Source organism: Pelosinus propionicus DSM 13327 (genome assembly GCF_900114615.1).
Classification (GTDB): domain Bacteria; phylum Bacillota; class Negativicutes; order DSM-13327; family DSM-13327; genus Pelosinus; species Pelosinus propionicus.
Genome location: NZ_FOTS01000005.1, coordinates 110,780 through 128,522, shown reverse-complemented (window position 1 = coordinate 128,522; position 17,743 = coordinate 110,780). Strand labels below are relative to the sequence as shown.

General features: G+C 40.9%; 15 protein-coding genes. 1 reads left to right on the top strand and 14 read right to left on the bottom strand.

The annotated features are described in order from the left end of the window. Positions 1-15: 15 nt before the first annotated feature. From BMZ99_RS04070 to dcuC, 3 genes are all read right to left on the bottom strand, one after another. A complete protein-coding gene (locus BMZ99_RS04070; protein WP_245754808.1) occupies positions 16-1,455 on the bottom strand; it encodes an alpha/beta hydrolase family protein in 1,440 nt (479 codons plus the stop codon). Positions 1,456-1,539: 84 nt separating this feature from the next. Next, a complete protein-coding gene (locus tag BMZ99_RS04065) occupies positions 1,540-2,685 on the bottom strand; it encodes a M20 family metallopeptidase (protein WP_090933197.1) in 1,146 nt (381 codons plus the stop codon). Between the two features lie 27 nt (positions 2,686-2,712). Further along, on the bottom strand, positions 2,713-4,059 hold the full coding sequence (dcuC, locus tag BMZ99_RS04060) for a C4-dicarboxylate transporter DcuC (RefSeq protein ID WP_090933195.1): 1,347 nt from the start codon (positions 4,057-4,059) through the stop codon (positions 2,713-2,715). A gap of 263 nt (positions 4,060-4,322) precedes the next feature. Here dcuC and BMZ99_RS04055 point away from each other — a divergent pair, with 263 nt between their 5' ends. Next, positions 4,323-5,216 carry a LysR family transcriptional regulator gene (locus BMZ99_RS04055; protein ID WP_090933193.1) on the top strand — a complete coding sequence of 298 codons (894 nt, stop codon included), beginning with the start codon at positions 4,323-4,325 and terminating at the stop codon, positions 5,214-5,216. 90 nt (positions 5,217-5,306) lie between these two features. Here the strand turns inward: BMZ99_RS04055 and BMZ99_RS04050 are convergent, their stop codons facing one another. The 11 genes from BMZ99_RS04050 to BMZ99_RS04000 form a co-directional block, all read right to left on the bottom strand. Beyond that, on the bottom strand, positions 5,307-5,954 hold the full coding sequence (locus BMZ99_RS04050; protein ID WP_090933191.1) for a class II aldolase/adducin family protein: 648 nt from the start codon (positions 5,952-5,954) through the stop codon (positions 5,307-5,309). 15 nt (positions 5,955-5,969) lie between these two features. Beyond that, on the bottom strand, positions 5,970-6,824 hold the full coding sequence (locus BMZ99_RS04045) for an L-ribulose-5-phosphate 3-epimerase (RefSeq protein WP_090933189.1): 855 nt from the start codon (positions 6,822-6,824) through the stop codon (positions 5,970-5,972). Between the two features lie 26 nt (positions 6,825-6,850). After that, a complete protein-coding gene (locus BMZ99_RS04040) occupies positions 6,851-8,113 on the bottom strand; it encodes a PTS galactitol transporter subunit IIC (protein ID WP_090933187.1) in 1,263 nt (420 codons plus the stop codon). Positions 8,114-8,131: 18 nt separating this feature from the next. Beyond that, a complete protein-coding gene (locus tag BMZ99_RS04035; RefSeq protein WP_090933185.1) occupies positions 8,132-8,425 on the bottom strand; it encodes a PTS sugar transporter subunit IIB in 294 nt (97 codons plus the stop codon). Between the two features lie 12 nt (positions 8,426-8,437). Further along, a complete protein-coding gene (locus tag BMZ99_RS04030) occupies positions 8,438-8,905 on the bottom strand; it encodes a PTS sugar transporter subunit IIA (RefSeq protein ID WP_090933183.1) in 468 nt (155 codons plus the stop codon). Continuing rightward, complete coding sequence (locus tag BMZ99_RS04025) at positions 8,883-11,840, bottom strand: sigma 54-interacting transcriptional regulator (protein WP_175490473.1); 2,958 nt, start codon at positions 11,838-11,840, stop codon at positions 8,883-8,885. The genes BMZ99_RS04030 and BMZ99_RS04025 overlap by 23 nt, the downstream gene beginning before the upstream one ends. Positions 11,841-12,195: 355 nt before the next feature. Next, positions 12,196-13,158, bottom strand: a complete 963-nt coding sequence (locus BMZ99_RS04020; RefSeq protein ID WP_090933179.1) for an aminopeptidase — start codon at positions 13,156-13,158, stop codon at positions 12,196-12,198. Positions 13,159-13,181: 23 nt separating this feature from the next. Then, positions 13,182-13,547 (bottom strand): hypothetical protein, encoded by a 366-nt coding sequence (locus tag BMZ99_RS04015; protein ID WP_090933177.1) that lies wholly within the window; start codon positions 13,545-13,547, stop codon positions 13,182-13,184. A gap of 18 nt (positions 13,548-13,565) precedes the next feature. Beyond that, on the bottom strand, positions 13,566-13,781 hold the full coding sequence (locus tag BMZ99_RS04010; RefSeq protein WP_245754807.1) for a PqqD family protein: 216 nt from the start codon (positions 13,779-13,781) through the stop codon (positions 13,566-13,568). Positions 13,782-13,942: 161 nt separating this feature from the next. Continuing rightward, positions 13,943-15,862: an OPT family oligopeptide transporter gene (locus BMZ99_RS04005; RefSeq protein WP_090933175.1), complete on the bottom strand. Its 1,920-nt coding sequence runs from the start codon at positions 15,860-15,862 to the stop codon at positions 13,943-13,945. A gap of 184 nt (positions 15,863-16,046) precedes the next feature. Beyond that, positions 16,047-17,741, bottom strand: a complete 1,695-nt coding sequence (locus BMZ99_RS04000) for a PucR family transcriptional regulator (protein ID WP_090933173.1) — start codon at positions 17,739-17,741, stop codon at positions 16,047-16,049. Positions 17,742-17,743 lie beyond the last annotated feature (2 nt).

Here is a 17,743-nt window from a genome sequence, read left to right as displayed (position 1 = left end):
CCCCCTTAAAAATTCTCAATACATATCAATTTCATTGCCTGTTTTGATATCAATTGCTTTTTGCTTATCCTGTGGTACAGGAATGGTCTGATTCATTGGTGGCTCAATGCCCTTTTCTACCCAATCCACCAACATGTCAAATGCTTGGTGAGAATACGGTAAAATTGGCTGCATCAAATGATTTTTATCGACTTTGGGATCACCGACAATCGCATCTGTATGATGGGCATGATCAATAAGGTATAAACGGTGATTAGCAGCTTTGCCTTTTTCTGCGATCATCTTGCTATAGTAAACAGAATTATAGTTTGGATTGATCTGAACATCCCAAGTACCATGCAAAGTAATCATTGGCTTTTTAATATTACCCGTTAACGCAAAAGGCTTAATATTATCTTTGACTTTTTGTGGACGATTGTGCCAATTATAATTCGCATAATCTTTCGGATGCTGTCCATATTCCGACCAATCGCGATATTTCCATTCCGGATCATACTTCATCCGTAGAGAATCATCCAATAAGCCTCTGCCGCCTCTAATCGTTTTATCGATTAAAAAATCAGATTGTTCCGAAAGTCCATAATGAGCTCTCGCCGCTGCTTTTTCTTCTGCCGTTGCTTTAGGGTCACGAATGATCTGGATGTCTCTGTATTGGTCTGTTTTGATGCTGATATTGTTAACTTCCGGTGTCCAAAGAACGCCCATCCAGTCAATTCCTCCATCATAAAGGCCGCCGTCATTCTCCAGCGCATAACGAGTAACATATCCGCCATTGGATTGCCCGTTGATGTAGGTATATTTAGGACCTACACCTTTTAGTTTTTTCAGTACATCTTTTGCTGCCACTGTAAGCTCATGCATTCTTTTATTCCACGTAGCAATACCGTCTTCTGAATGCAGAAAAGCAGTTCTGCCACGCCACGCTTCTTTGATTTGACCATCAGTAGTAGGAATAATTTCACCACGGGCACTTTTATCTGTATAGGCATAAGCATATGAATTTCCAGTTTCATCGAATTTAGTTAGAATATAATCGCTTAATCTTTGATCTGCCGATAGTTCACTGCCCGTTCCCCCTGGCGCGCCAACAACGAGTCTGCCATTCCATTTATCCGGAATACGCATCACAAAATGGGCATCACCAATAATTCCTTTGATTTGAATTCCCGGCACGATCCCTTTTGCTACCGTCCAGTCTGGACGTGACGGATTGCCTGCTACATCCCAGTCACTATAGTTACGGCCATCATTTTTTAAAGACTCGGTAAAAGCTATATTTTGCGCTGGATTATTGGTCGTCATATCATCTAAATGTTCTACTTTTACATCATGCGCACCATCAATAAAGGTCGACATTGCCTGCACATTCGCCGTAATCATAAAACCACTTATGATCACTGCACCAGCAATTAATCCTCTTTTAATGAGTCTGATTATTTCTAATTTTCTCATCATTGAACCCTCTCTAAATTTATTGATTCATTTCTCACTTCTGCCCGATTCTCAAGAGTAAAACCGGGCAGAAGCCTAAAAATCATCTTACATTTTCCAATCGACCACATAAGCAATTGTCTTACAGAGCAATTTATATCGCGGCACTACCGTATCAATTTCCAAGTATTCTTGTGAACTGTGCGCACCTCCTCCGACTGGTCCTAAGCCATCGATAGTCGGTGTACCTGCCGCTGCTGAAAAGCTTCCATCGGAACCACCGCCGCTTGCTGTCCAGCCAAAATCCATCTGAAGTGATTTACCGATTTCATCAATTACATGAATTAGTTCTTCCGTTTTTTTATTTGGCAGCATTGAAGGCCGTGTAATTCCTCCAGCAACATTCGCTGTCGTTCCTACGATGTGCGGCTGCGCAGCCAACCCTTGCATCATTTCTTCAATCTCGACCACTGCTCTTTTATCATAGAAACGAATATCCAGTTCTGCTTTTGCCTTATCGGGCACAGCACTAATCGACGTACCACCAGAAATTTTACCGATGTTCAGCGTGGTTTCCTGTGCATAATCTGTTCTGCCTTGCAAAGCTAAAACCCAATGTGCAATCTCCTCTATGGCATTACGCCCCTTTTGATGGTCAACGCCGGCATGTGCTGCAACGCCATCAACTTCAATATAATAACGACCAATCCCCTTTCGTTTATGCACTAGATTTCCATTTGCACGCGCCGCTTCAAGCACCAAGGTACACTTACTTCTTTTTGCCAATTTTTCAGAATGGTATTTTGAATACTTCGAGCTAATTCCTTCATGGTCACTGTTTAAGAAAACACAAATTGCTTTGCTTGTAAGTTTTCCTATCTTTTCTAATGACGACAAAGCATAATAACCACTCAGCAAGCCAGCCTTACAGTCAATAACACCCGGTCCGTAAGCACGTCCATTTATGATAGAAAATGGTCTTTCTTTTGCAGTACCAATTGGAAATACCGTATCCATGTGCGCCAAAATCAGCGCATCATATTGTGCTGCCACTTTATTGGTGATTTCAAGACAAGGGCCAATTGTGTCATTAAAATTATGTTCTTTAACTTGCCAGCCTAAAGAACGATATTTTGCTGTCATAAATTCTGCGATTTTTGCTGTACCTGCTGCATCAGAAGATACACTATCAATATTCACTAAGTATTCAAGTTCTCTTAAATAGTTGGATACTTCCAATCCTTCTATTTCCATAACACGATCACCCTTTTCTTATTTCTACTACAACATCAAAGATGCTATTGTTGTCACAACTAACCCTGCTCCTAACGGAATCATCGTTCTTTTCGCAATATCAAACGGTGAAACCATCGCAATACCCGCAACTGCTATCATAACCGCTGATATGGGGGAGACCGATCTGGCAAGTGTTGCTGAAAATTGCATTGGAATGAGCATTTCCACTGGATTTACTCCATGATGTGCAGCTATAACAGGTGCTAGCCCAGCGAAGGAGAACACAGCAGCATCACCAGAACCTGTCAAGATCGTCGCACCGGCAATAACCGTTTGCAGCAGAATCGTCATTGCTTCTTCGCCAAACCCAGCAATTTTAGAGGCATTGATTACCGTTTCTACCGCACCAACCGCATCTAAGCCTTTGGCGAACAACTCCCCGGCTATAACCAGGGTAACCACTGTGGCAAATGCACTGCCCATTCCATCAAAGAATTTTTGTATGCCTTTAAAAACTTCTTTCAAATTACGTGTACGGAGAAACTCAAAGACCATTGAAATAAATAAGCCAAAAAACATCGCGCTGACTAAACTCATTTTAAGTTTCGACCCAACGACTGGACTGAACATAAAGATCATTACTAACGGCAAAATTGGTAGAATAGCGTAAATTTTTGGCGGTAATTGACCTTCTTTTACTTCAAGTTTCTCATCCTTCACTAAGCCTTCTTTTTTGTCAAAATACTGCTGTACGATCGAATGCAATACTGCTATCGTAAGGATAACCGGAATGGCAACCACCAATTGATAAGTAATAAAATAATCAACGACGTCAATTCCAGCTGTTTTTGCCATTAAATTGGATGTTGCCGCTGCCGGTCCCAAGTCAATACAGGAAGAACTGACAATTACCGCTGCTGCCGCCCCCCGTGATACACCCAAGCTAAGTAAAATTGGAAACATTGTCGCCATAAGTAATACACCAAGACCCGCTGCGCTGGTAATTGCCATTTTCATCATCTGCCCGATAAGATAAGCAAAAGCTAATACTATATAGGGCGAACGAATCAGCTGCAGCGGCTTTACACCAATATGAACAAATACCCTGCTAGCACCTATATAATCCATATATTTAACAAAACCGGTAACCGACATGATCATTAATCCTAAACCAGCAACACGATTACTTGCTAAATCTTCAATGACTTTAAAAATATCAAGCCATGGATTTCCCATACTCTGTTTTGCTGCAATAATCGGATTACCAATTATAATTGCGCTGGCGATAAGGATCATGCCTCCAAATAAAATTACAGTCTGGGGCTTATATTTCTTATAAACCAAATAAGCAATGAGTACAATAACTAAAGTGGCAATGATAACTCCAACCATAAAACGACTCCTTTCTTTGGCATGAACATTTAATTATTTTAGAATGTTCAGATATTTGTTTTTTTTTGCGCGCATCTTTCAATCAAACCATTTATTCCTTACAGTTAACTTATATTGATAATATCGCGTGTTTCAATGAAAGTACAATTCGTATTTCTACTATCATTATTAGAAAAAAAAATCATATCACACCCCATAATAATGATATAATGACATAATCATAATGAGTTGAAATAGAGCCGAACCTAACGCTAAACCTTGGGGTGATTAACTTGCTGTTAAAACAAATACAGTATTTTCTGGCAGTCGCCGAGTGTAAGCATTTCACTCGTGCCGCAGATCAGCTTTTCGTCTCGCAGTCTGCTTTATCCCAACAAATTACTAAGTTAGAAAATGATTTAGGCATGAGACTCATCAACCGCATCAAGCACCCTATTGAATTAACTCCCGCAGGACAAGACTTCATGCTATATGCAAAGAAAATCACCCACGAAGTTGACCAAATGCACCAACATCTGCAAAAGCATCTTTCAATTGAAAAACGTACGATCCATCTCGGTGTCATTACGGGGCTTGGCAATCTCAATATCGCCAATATCTTTACTGCATTTAACAGCGAACATCCCAGCATCAAATTTGCCGTCACCAATGAGCTAAGTAAAGAGCTTTGCAAACTGCTCTACGAGGGCAATCTTGATCTCGCGCTCTTTGCTGCACCTTATGATATTGATAGCTATAATTTTGAAGTTCATCCATTAGAAAAGGAAGAGTTCGTTCTCATCACACCGACGAATCATCCATTCTCCCAAAAAGAAACGATCAAATTAAGCGAAACCGCTAACGAGAATTTTATTTTCCCAACAAAGAATAATGTATCTTATGACATTTTCTTCACAGAATGCCGCAAAGCTGGCTTCACGCCAAAAATCGTAAGTGAATGCAATGGCCCCGGTAGAAGAATTGACCTCGTTCAAGCTGGTCTAGGCATTGCCTTCATCTCCCTAAGTGGTCTGCAGTACTACAACAACAGTGCCAGCCTCCCCACTGTCCGCCTAGTAGATCCCTTCTACAAACATATCGTCCTCGCCCGGACTAAACAAGAAAAAGCCTCCATGTCATTACTTATGTTTTGGCAGTACATTCAGCAATGGAAATGAAAGAAGAACCAGCTTCAAGCTCAACATGAGCTTAAAGCTGGTTCTTCTATTAGTTCACTTAAGGACACATTCTACGATCTTGTACCTTACTTACTTTTGTCCATAAACATATTGAAAGACTTCCACTGCTTTTTGTATCTCTTCCTCTTCTAAGAGTACTGGCTCACCAATGCTTTTGGCAAAGAGATACGACTTAGCATTATCTTCTAGCATCACAGCTGCCGTTAAGGCATGTTTTACAGAAGTCCCTACAGTCATTACACCATGATTGGCTAATAAGCAGCCGCTTTTATTACCAATCACTTCTATAACACTGGGTCCAATCAATCCTGAATTCACTGGTGCATATCTGGCAACAGGCACAGAGCCTCCCACTTCATTGGCCAAGGTAGTTGTAGCACATGGAATCTCCCTATGGAGCATTGCAAAAGAGCAGGCATAAGTAGAATGCGTATGAATAATGCTAAACAGATCTTGCCGCTGTTTGTAAATATATAAATGATCCGGTGTATCGACAGAAGCTTTCCATTTTCCTTCTATGACATTGCCCTCGATATCGATAATGACAATATCCTCAGGAAAAAGTGCTTCATAAGGCATCCCGCTGGGAGTAATGGCAATATATCCCGTTGCCTCATCCCGCCCACTCACATTCCCTCCTGTCAAAGTAACCAAGCCGTATTTTAACAAATCCACAGCAGCTTCCAAAACCTCTTTTCTTATTTCTTCTAACAGCATAACTATAAACCTCCATTATGTAAAAATATAACCTGCATGTTTCATTTTTTCTTGTACCCATTGTCTTGCGTAAATCATTTTTTCTTTGCTGTCCACGTTATTCTCAGACCACATTTCTATGACAAAAGGCCCCTGATAATGCAATTCATACAAAACTTGAAAAGCCTTCGAAAAATCTACTATGCCTTCACCAAAATCAATTCTGCGAAAGACTTGATTCACAGTATCTTTTATATGAATTCCTACAATATGACCACCGCCCTTGCAGAGTTCTTCTTTTATGCTTAAATCCCAGGCCGTCAGATTTCCAATATCGGGATATGCCTGCAACATGGGAGATTGATACAAGTCTATATATTCCATGACCTTGGAGATGGAATTCATAAATGGATGGTCCATATTTTCAATAGCAAGGATGACATTGGCTTTACTAGCCAATTCTACAGATTGGCGCATGCTTTCGCAGTAAAGCTCTTTCGTCTTTTCATTTCCTGCTTCATAATAAACATCATACCCTGCCAATTGGATAACCCGTATTCCTAAATCCACGGAAAATTGGATGGCTTTCTCCATAATATCCAGACTTCTTTGCCGCGTGCTATTCGATTCACTTCCCATAGGATATTTTCGGTGCCCGCTGAGACACATACTCAAAATAGGAATGCCCGTTGCCAAAATCCCTTGCAAAAGTTCACTTTTTTGATAACGATTCCAATGTAACCGTTCTAATTTACTCTCACTTTCATCAATGGATATTTCTAAAAAATCATAGCCGCATTCAGCAGCCAAATTGAGTTTTTCCATCCAACTCATTGTCTCCGGTAAGGCTTTTTCATAAATTCCCACAGGCGTATTCTTTACTATGTTCATATTGTTATCCTTTCACCGTTTCTGTTTTAGCCAAATAAGCTGAATAATTTCCAGATGGCCAAGGTAATTGGATTGGAAGACCCTACAAAACTAGACAGGGTACTCGCTCCCTCCGGCATTGTAAAACCCGCTGCAATCGCCATGGCGGTATGTGTATCTGCGTTAATGGTTGCACTATATAAGGCAAATACTGTTAAAAAGGAGCCAATGAGTACATTGCGGAATACATTTCCTTTCGTAAATATATTGACAATACAAATCATAAAGGGTATCGTCGCGAGATCTCCAAAAGGCAGTACCTTATTGCCAGGCAGCACAATCGCTAATCCCAAGGCGATTGGCACCAATAACAAAGAAGAGGCTAGAACGGCAGGGTCTCCTACGGCGATGGCAGAATCCAGACCAATGGTAAATTCTCTATCTGAATATTTTTTTGAGAAAAATTCCTTTGCTGCATCTGATACTGGCAGCAGTCCTTCCATTAAGATCCCTACCATCCTTGGCAAGAGCATCATCACTGCGGCCATAATAATCGCTAAATTCAAGATCTTACTAATATCGTAACCCGCCAGGATGCCAATACCGGCACCTAAAATGATCCCCATTACAGTTGGCTCTCCCATAATTCCGAACTTTTTCGAAATGGTTCCTGGATCGGCTTTTATATCTCGAATTCCAGGGATCATATCAATTATTTTATTAAGGGGCCAGCCAATAATCGCAAAACCATTGGATAAAATATGGGGAATCGACACCCCTTCATAACCATAATATTTTTGAAAATACTTCGCAGTAAAATCACCCGTTTTCAAACCGACGATGAGAGCAAGACCTGCTGCTGCATAGCCCAATAATAAATTATCCGTACTTCCATAAACTAAAGCTCCTACAAAGGTAAAATGCCAGTAATTGAAGATATCCACATCCACAACATCTGTCATCTTGGTTACAAGCATGATGGCATTAATCGTGATGCCCAACGGAATAATAAACGCTCCTATCTTTGAAGCAAAGGCAATGCTGGCAGTAGCTGGCCAGCCCGCATCCAATACAGTGAGATTGACTCCAAAACGCTTAACCATCGCTTCTGCAGCCGGCCCTAAATTACTCACGAATATCCCTAGTATAGCTCCAATGGCAATAAAACCAATCCCAATCGTAATCCCGCTGCGAATGGCCCGCCCTGGCTTCTGCCCCAGGATGATTGCAAAAATACTAATTAATATCGGCAAAAAAACAGATGCACCTAAACCAAGAAAGAACTCAAAAATACCCGCAATAAAGTCCATTTCATCGATCTCCTTCACTTATTTTAAAATTGCCTGATAGATTTCCTCTAATCTTTTTGCTACACCAATTCCCGTTAAAAAAGGCTTCCCGTCAAACACCGGAATTTGATTGCCTAAATCAGCTACTGCTGTGATGGAGATAATTACATCGGGCTTCATCATATCAGCCAAGGATGGAATCTCCGCTGCCTTACAGATCCTCCACTCCAGTTTTATATCCCGTTCGCCACAATAATCCTCCAATTTCTTCGCAACAATCGTCGATGAAGCTACACCGCAGCCGCAGGCAACCAGCGCTTTCTTTTTCATCATCTTTTTTGCCTCCTAATGATTAATATAACAATTTAATTTTTCATAAATAGCATCCTGTTTCAGTTTTACGATCTCTTGCATTTTTTGTTCATCCTGAAATATGATAGATAGCTTGCTCAGCATTTCAATATGTTTTTTCGGATCATCAATGGCAAGCATAAAGATGAATTTTACCAATACTTCCTCCTCTTCTGCTCCTCCCATTACATGAAATACAATTGGTTCTTCTACTATACATACGGCTATAACAGCCTGATTCACATGAATACTATCAGAATGGGGTATGGCTACGCCGAAGGCTTCTGTTTGCAATCCAGTGGGATATACTTTTTCCCGTTCAATTACGGCTTGTGCATAGGTTCCCTTCACATAACCCTTTTCGTACATTTTAGTGGCCATATATTGTAATATTTCATTTTTGTCTCTTATCTTCAGGTCGTTAAAGATTAACTGTTTATCAAATGTGTTCCTTACAGGCATCCATGATAGCCTCCTTTATGTCTTTTGCAGAAGTTAGCTGCGCAATTTTCTTAAAATCCTCTGTTATGATATAACCTAACATGGTACTTAACGCGGTAAAGCAGTTCTTATCCACCGCTAACATGACAATAATATTGACGTATTTATTCTCCCACAGGATTGGATTCTTCAGTGTGGCTATGGCAATGGATGATTCAAGGACACTGGTTTCATCCGAATGAGGAATGGCCACGCCCCCCTCTAATTCTGTAGTGAATAGTTCTTCCCGGCTGAATACGCCATCTAAATACTCATCTTTTACTGCTTTACCCTTAATCAACTCCTTGCATAAATACGTAAGAGCATCTTTTTTGTGATCATAGGGCAAGTTCACATATATATTTTTTTCTTGAATCAGATTATCAAGCGTTGAAGCAGGCAGAGGTTGATCCTTACTACTATTAGACTTCATCATAATAAAGTCTTTAAACTTCTTCATTCCCTCGTTTTTTAACACCTCTTGGGCATTAACAAAGTGAATATCAGTAACAACCAGATGAATGGTACTGACAATGGCTATGATGTTTTTTCTTTTTTTAATTCTGCTGATTTCAATATCCATTTTGGGAAACTCAATAATACCTTTTGTCTCTATGTGAAACTTCAACTCAATACCCGGTATGGCATCCACAATTTTGTTTCTTATGATCTTTGCCGTTCCACTTCCTGTGACGCAGATTATTAAAATCGTCGGTTTCTTGCCATTTGCTGTATCCACTGATGCTTCTTTATACTCAAGGCCACCAGATAGTTCATATCGAATCGATGCCATAATATCGTCAATACTAAGGTCCGGTAAAGTCGCCCTGCGGGTTACCTCAATGGCTAATACCGTATCCACTCTGGTTAGGGTTCTTGTTTCGATCCCTGTTTCTTTGGTGATAAATTCTCCCAAATAAGCCAAAGATCCCATATCGACAAGAATAATAATACCCCGGCCTTCATCAATTTCTTCTGCCATTTTAATTACATCCCTTATGGTTTCCTGGGGGCTCTTATCCAGGTGCATGTCGAGAGCCTTCACATGATTCATAACCCCCAGAAGTTTATTGACCACCTCCGCAACAGCACTGGCAACCCGACCATGAGCTATGATGAAAACGCCTACTTTCGGTACATGATAAAAATTCTTTCTATATCCTGAATTTAAATAGATTGCGATAAATCCAAGCTCTTCCTCCGGCAGACAAATGGAATAGGTCTGTTCAAGATAATCAGAGATTTCACGGGCAGCAGTAAATTCCTGAGGATAATTATTGATAATTTCTTTCAGATTATTATTCTGTATTTTCTTGCCTTCTTTCAGCCTGCTAATCGTCGCTTTCAAATGAATCGCCAAGCTGAATTTTAAGCTGCCATCAAGCTTCCCAAACCTTTTTTCAGCAATGTTTATAATGTCTTCTGTTAGTAAGAGAATCTGCTTACCCACAACCGAAACTAATTCTCTCAAATCCATATCTCCAGTATAGGTCTTCATACTCTTGATATACTGTTGAATTTGTATTTCAACTTCTCCTCCAACAATCCGGTTTATTGCTTCCACTTCAATTCCTTCAGACAGCAAAGACAGATATCTCTCTTCCGTATACCGGTATATTTCCTCTGGAAATTGATAAATGCTATCATTGGTTCTTATTTCATGCACATTGGCATCAGGAGAGATCTTGACATCCCCAAGCACATATTTTTCTACCTTATCACGGTGATTACGGATATCAATTAAACCTTTCATTACATGTTCAGAAACTTCTGAAATATTAACAACCACATTGTCCTGCTGCTTTGCCAGCTTGTTTAGCAATCCTCTTGCACATGCTACTTGTATATCGCTTCTCAGTTGTCCTAAATTGCCATGACATTTATATAGCATTAGGGCTTTATACACATCTGCCTTAACCAGAATGGCAATCCCTATTCGATGTGCTTCATTAACAAAAAAATTGTTAATAATATGGTGTCGTTCCACCAGCGGTCTTGAAGTTAAATCCGGTATTTCGATGACCATAGGAATTCTTCTTTTAAATGTGGTCAATAAGTAGGATTCAAGAGGCTCTGATGTAGCACTGATTAGCATGACTTTAATCGATGTGGATAATTTCGTTTCCCCTAGTCTTCTTACTTTTCCTTTGTCGATCAGCTGAAACAATATTTCCTGACCCTCATGAGGCAACCGATGTATTTCATCAATAAAGAGAATTCCGCCATCTGCTTTTTCTACCAAACCCATTTTATCCATATCTGCACCGGTAAAAGCACCTTTTATATGTCCAAAGAGCTGTGATAACAGCAATTGCTGATTTTCAGCATAATCCGCCGCATTGAAAACAACAAAGGGAGAGTTTTTCTCAAATACACCAGACTCAACAGCAAATTCGTACATACATTCAGCTAATTCACTTTTTCCCACACCCGTAGGCCCTGTAATAATCGTATGCAACCCATGGGGAGGATACAAAACAGCGGCCTTTGCTAATTGAATAATCCCTTTTAGACTTCGGCTATGTCCAACTAATTTTGAAAATACATCTGGCTCTGAGGCTCCTTGGGATTTTTCGAAAGCTGTACTTACTACCTGGCCCTGCTTCTGATCATTCCTGCTATTTTGTCGAATTTCTTCTGCATATCGCACTACAGTACATCTTGAAACCTCATACCCTGATGCATTCAGTGATCTTGTCACATCAACCATGGTTCTATTCGGGGCCTTTCTCATCAAAAGTTCTATCTTTTTTAATAAATCAACTTTTCTCCTTTCTCTAGAATCTGGAATCTCCAGACTATTTCTAATCATTGTAGCTTCTTCTCTTCTGATCTTTAATTTTTGCGCAATTTCCGTGTCCGTCAGCGGATTTTTACCATCTTCTTTTTGGATTAGCTTTTTTAATTTCTCCTTCATTGCTTCTCCCCTCACCCATAAGTAATGCAATTTATATGCCAAGAAATGACTTTTTTGTTTAGCCCCTCGTAGATCCTTTACTATCAAACGATCTAACATACAAAAAAAGCAGCATGGCTTTTAAAAGTACAAATAGATCATTAAAATTAACAAAAAATTCACTCTTTACATGAAATATTAAATACACTTTATAACAAAAAAAAGTCTAAGAGAAGCGTCTCAACAAATTATTGCAATTGATGCTAAACACAAAATACCCCTTGTATTGGACTTCTTCTGCAATGTCCAATACAAGGGGTTCCGTTCAACCGCCAGATCATTTTCTTTTTTTGACTTTCACCATAACGAACGGCAATTATACCGTAATCAAATGCTTGCCATCCTTAATGACTACCTGACCATCAATCGTCAGGGTAGGACTCAGCAGGATGCCATCCAAATGCATCGGTACCTGACATGTACCGCCAAATCCGAAATTATTCCCCAAAGCAATATGAACCGTTCCCATCACCTTTTCATCTTCTAAAACTCGCCCAGACAGAATCGCCTGATCGTTGGTACCAATGCCCAATTCCGCAATATTACAAGCCAATTTGCCATACTCGTTCAACATAGCTTCCAACTTTTCAGTCTCTTTTCCGCCTTCTACTTTCGTAACATAACCTTTTTCTACAGTCAGTTTAATGGGTGATTCTAGAACACCAATGCCTGCCATGGCGCCATCAATAATGATAATGCCTTCTGCCGTTTCCTCTACAGGAGCGACATAAGCTTCACCTGCTGGCAGATTGCTAAAATCCCCTGCTGCATGATTAATGCCTGTATCCGCGTGACCTTCCCTGCCCGAGATAGATAAAGTCAAGTCAGTACCAGCCAATGTAGAAATATGTACTGCTTCGCCGTCGCTAAGCAGTTTGGCAAATCGTTGACTTAGCTCTGCAATATGCTCATAATCAGCACTTAAGGTACGCTGCATAATATCTTCTGTAATACCAGGCAGAGTAGCTATTCTCGCTCCCTTTTGACTAGCGTCTTTCCGAGCCTTCGTATGGGAGAAGGAACAGGAGGTAGCACCTAAAATGACATCAGCATGTAACATTGCCGCAGCAATAGCGGGCGGTGGCTCTACACCGTCATTTTTACGTGGCAGCATTTCAACATATAGAGCCTCCGCTCCAGCTTCCACAGCCTTTTCCCATAATACTCTCCCTACATTGCGAGTTGGCTCGTCAGTGACCACAAGAACGGTTTCTCCCTTTTTAACCGCCATACACTGGCGGATTGCAATTTCTGCGCTTTTCTCCAAATGCTTTGTCATAATCTCATCATCCTCATGTCAAGTTATCGTTCCATTGTTGTCAAAAGATACTTGGGTGTTTTTCCCTGGTCATGCTTAACAACCAGTCCACGACTAATCATATGTCGAAGTACCGCATCAGTAGCGGCTCGGGCATCTTCCACTTGCAGCTTATAGCCTTGCAATTGCCCCCCCACACTAAGATCACTAATTGATTTAGCAATTTCTTTCAGCGTTGCACCATGACTTTGGCTAGCAAGGAGGGTCTGAATTCTGGCTTCGATTGCCTGCCCCATCTGCGCATGCAAACGGCGCGGAGTGCTGCGGGACTTTCGATACCCCCAAATATACAGGATAGCTCCCATAACAGCAAACCCTAACGTCCCCATTATAAAACCTTCAATAGGCAATACAATCCCCCTCCTTGTCTAATCCTGAAGGCTAATTAGCTTTCTGCCGATCAGAATTCTCAAAAAAACAATTAGCCGCTCCATGACAGGTTCTGCTTCCGCACCAAACTCTTCACTCATTAATCTGGCAATATCACCAACAGTATACTCGCCATTGCAATGAAACCAGACAAAGGAGCCATAAGAATCAAGATTAAAAAGGTTTGTGCCGGTGTACGAAAAAAGCGAGTGCAAAGTTTACTAATCCAATGATTGTGGTGAACAACTAAACGTGATTCGTTAGCCTCATCAACCGCAACATGGGGGCGGCCGATAGGGCGTTTCAACAATAAATTATTTCGCTGTTTCATAAACAATTTCCTTCAAGATTTTTTCGTTCCCCAGAATACAATGTTCTAATTTTCCTTATCCAACTTATAAGTCAGGCAATGACGCAGGAAGGCAATTGCCAATATTACGAAAATCCCCATAGATACTTCATTAAGCATGCCGCCCCACTTCATATCCATAGAAAGATCAATCCCTTGGTAAACTAAAAGTGCCAGAACAACGCCCATTAACGAGTCACCAGCAATTAAGCCAGAAGCGAGTAATATGCCTTCTTCTGTACGTCTTTTCAATTGATCTGCATTTTTTATTACCTTAGACATAATTAAGCTAAGCAGACCACCCGTAGCAATCGCTGCATTCAAATGAATTGGTAAATACATACCGACTGCAAAAGCCAATACCGAAATACCCAGCAATTCTGCAACAACTGCAACAGAAGCACCGATACCGACTAACGCCCAAGGCAAAGAACCATCAATAACACCCTTGACAACCAGTGACATCAATGTAGCTTGGGGTGCTGCCAATTCTTTCGTACCAAAACCATAAGCACTATTTAACATAGTCAGCGTCCAGCCAATAACTGCAGCCGAAGCAACAACGCCAATTAAGAGAGCATACTGCTGGCGGTAAGGAGTAGCACCAACTAAAAAGGCTGTTTTTAAATCCTGAGAAGTATCTCCTGCCATTGCTATGGAAATACAAACCAGAGCGCCAATACTAAGAGCTGCCAGCATACCTTCAATACCTGTGAAACCCATTGCTTTTAACAGTACACTTACTATAATCAAAGTACCAATGGTCATTCCAGAAACCGGATTGCTGGAAGAACCAATCAGACCTACGATACGAGAAGACACCGTGGTGAAGAAGAAGCCGAATAACACCACCATAATACCGCCAATCACGCCCATATGAAGCTGCGGCAAGAAGGCACATGCAAGAAAGATAACGACTGCACCAATTAAAATAATGGACATCGGCATATCTTTTTGGGTTCTAAGATTATCATCAGCAGAAGCGCCGCCTTTTGTCAGCCCTCCAAGAGAAGCCTTAAAAGAACTAACAATGGTAGGTAAAGACTTAATTAAGCTAAACATACCGCCAACAGCTACACCGCCTGCACCAATATAGCGAATGTACTTACTCCAAAGATCCCAGTGATCCATTTGAGAAATAGGTGTGGTCGCTGGGAATACTGGCGCTGTTAAGCCGCTGCCGAAATAAGCAATTAACGGCATAAGGACCATCCAGCTAAGAAAACTGCCGGCAAACATAGTAAAAGCCGCCCGCGGTCCGATAATAAATCCTACGCCCAGCAAAGCTGGCAAAACATCAAATCCGATAGCCGCTCCTTTCAGACCAGGAATCGGCCACTCTGGATTTTCGTTCCAGATTCCTAGAGCTCCCATTAAGAACTTATACCCTGCACCTATACCGATCCCGGCAAATACTGTTTTCGCACCAGTACCGCCCTGATCTCCTACGACTAGCACTTCTGCGCAGGCCGTACCTTCTGGATATGGAAGATTGTGATGTTCATCTACAATCAAATAACGACGTAATGGAATCATAAGTAACACGCCCAGTGAACCACCAAGTAATGCCATCAATGTCATGGTCATCATATCAGGTGCGTATCCCCACAGGAACAGAGCCGGCACTGTAAAGATCATACCTGCAGCAACCGCTTCACCTGAAGAAGCAATGGACTGCGCCACAGTATTTTCTAAAATGGTTCCCCTTTTTAAAATTCCCTTTAAAATACCCATAGAAATAACCGCCGCGGGTATCGTAGCACTTACGGTCATCCCAGCCTTTAACCCCAGATACGCATTCGCCATACCGAACACAATTGCCAAAATAAAACCGATAATGATTGCTGTTGCTGTAAACTCCGGAATGACTTTGTCTGCTGATACGTAAGGAACATACTCCTTCCCTGACACATTCAGGTAATCTAACCTTCGTTCTTCACTACTCATCGACTATTCCCCCCCTTAAATTAGTATTACAATACTGGCAGAATAATCATACTTCTTACAGGGAATATATGTCATTGTCACTATGGCACAAAGAAAAATAGAATACACTTGTTACAAAGTTACAACGTACCATATCTTTAGCGTGCTCATTAAACATACTTTGGTTTTATATTAATGCAATATTTTAACGTTGAGAAATTTTCCTTATCTTGAGTGCCAATTGTAAATTAAAACGTACTTCCGAATCGTCTAAATCTACTCCCAGTATATCTTGAATCCTCTTTAATCGATATGTCATACTATTGCGATGAAGATACAAAATTTGAGCAGCTTTAAAAATATTTCCATTGACAGTGAAATATGCCTCTAACGTTTTTATAAATTCATTATGTGTCAAAGTATCCAACTGATCAAACCTACCTAAGATCGCCTCATAGTAATCCTTCAACTCCGTCATATCCTTTAGTTTAGTAAGAATTTGATATACCCCTAAATCCCCAAAATAATATACCTTTGCAAGCGGATCTAAAATTCGTCCGACCTCCAGAGTCTCCTTGGCATCACGATAAGCTACGGGCAATTGTTTGTAGTCTTCGCAAGGTCGGCTTACTCCCACTGCAACTTCAAGCTCTGGGGCAAATCGCTGCAGTTCCTGTCGGATTATCTCTACCCGCTGCATCACTTGCTCCCGAGTTTGACTATTGACTGTCGTTGGACAAAAAATGGTGATCCACTCCTGCTTGCAAGCTACTAATAAATCTTTCTGCTTAGCTGTTAATTGATCAATGAGTATTGCCAGATCCCGCTGTTTACTAGCTGCCTCTTCTGGCATATTGTCGGTAAAATGCCTCCGCCTGTATTCCTCAAAATTTACTAATTGAATTTGGATTATGCTCCACGTCGCGTATAAAGAAATCTGTAATAACTTGGCCTGTTCGATTGTTTCCTGACCTAAGGGCAGATGTCCTTCCAGTACATGAAATAAAAAATCATTGCGCTGACGACGGGCAACCTCTTCCTCCACTACTTGTTTATAAATCGCCATTCCTGTTACAGTAGCAGCCTGTACCAATGCGCCCCAGTCTTCTTCCCGCATTCGCTGGTAATCCTCCAATACAGCAATATATCCAAGGATTTCATCGTTGACTAAAACCGGTACCACCACCCAAGCTTGCTCGCCTTGTTTACTAAATAAGACTTCCACCCTGTCCGCTTTTTTCGTCTTGCGTATTTTATCAATAAACCCTGTTCGTTCCAGATTATACAAATACTGATCCAACGTTCTTCCCGCATACACTTTACGTTTATGATTCTTATGCTCCTTTTCCCAAAAAGCAAAAGAAAGCAGCGAGAAATTCTGATCTGCTACAATGATTGTATTACCCATCAAATTTGCAATGGTTTGTGAAATCTGATGCAGATTGGCACCAGAAAATGCCACTTTAGTAAGCTGTTTCTGAATTTCCTGAGAACGCTTTAAGATTGCACTTTGCTGTAAGAAAATCTGCTCTAAACCTTCCCTAATAATATTGGCAAATACAGCCCCTTGAGGCAATTCTACAATGGGAAATTGCAGACGATTGGCCTCTTCAATCATTCGGGATGATAGCAGAGTCAGATAGCGGCCAGGCTCAACAACAAGCCCTGCAGCTCCGATATCTTCCATATGAGCAATCAAAGTCTCCTGCAGCTTCTCATTCTCATGAAATGCAAATCCACTGGTAAGATATAAAACTCGTGGTTTAATAAGTACATCAATATCAGGATGTTCCAGTACATCAATATATTCTACTTCCCGGATAAGTCCCCGCACACCGGCTAAGGTATGGGATAGCTTGAAGGTTGGTAATTTTAACAAATCCGCTATCCGGACAGCCACCT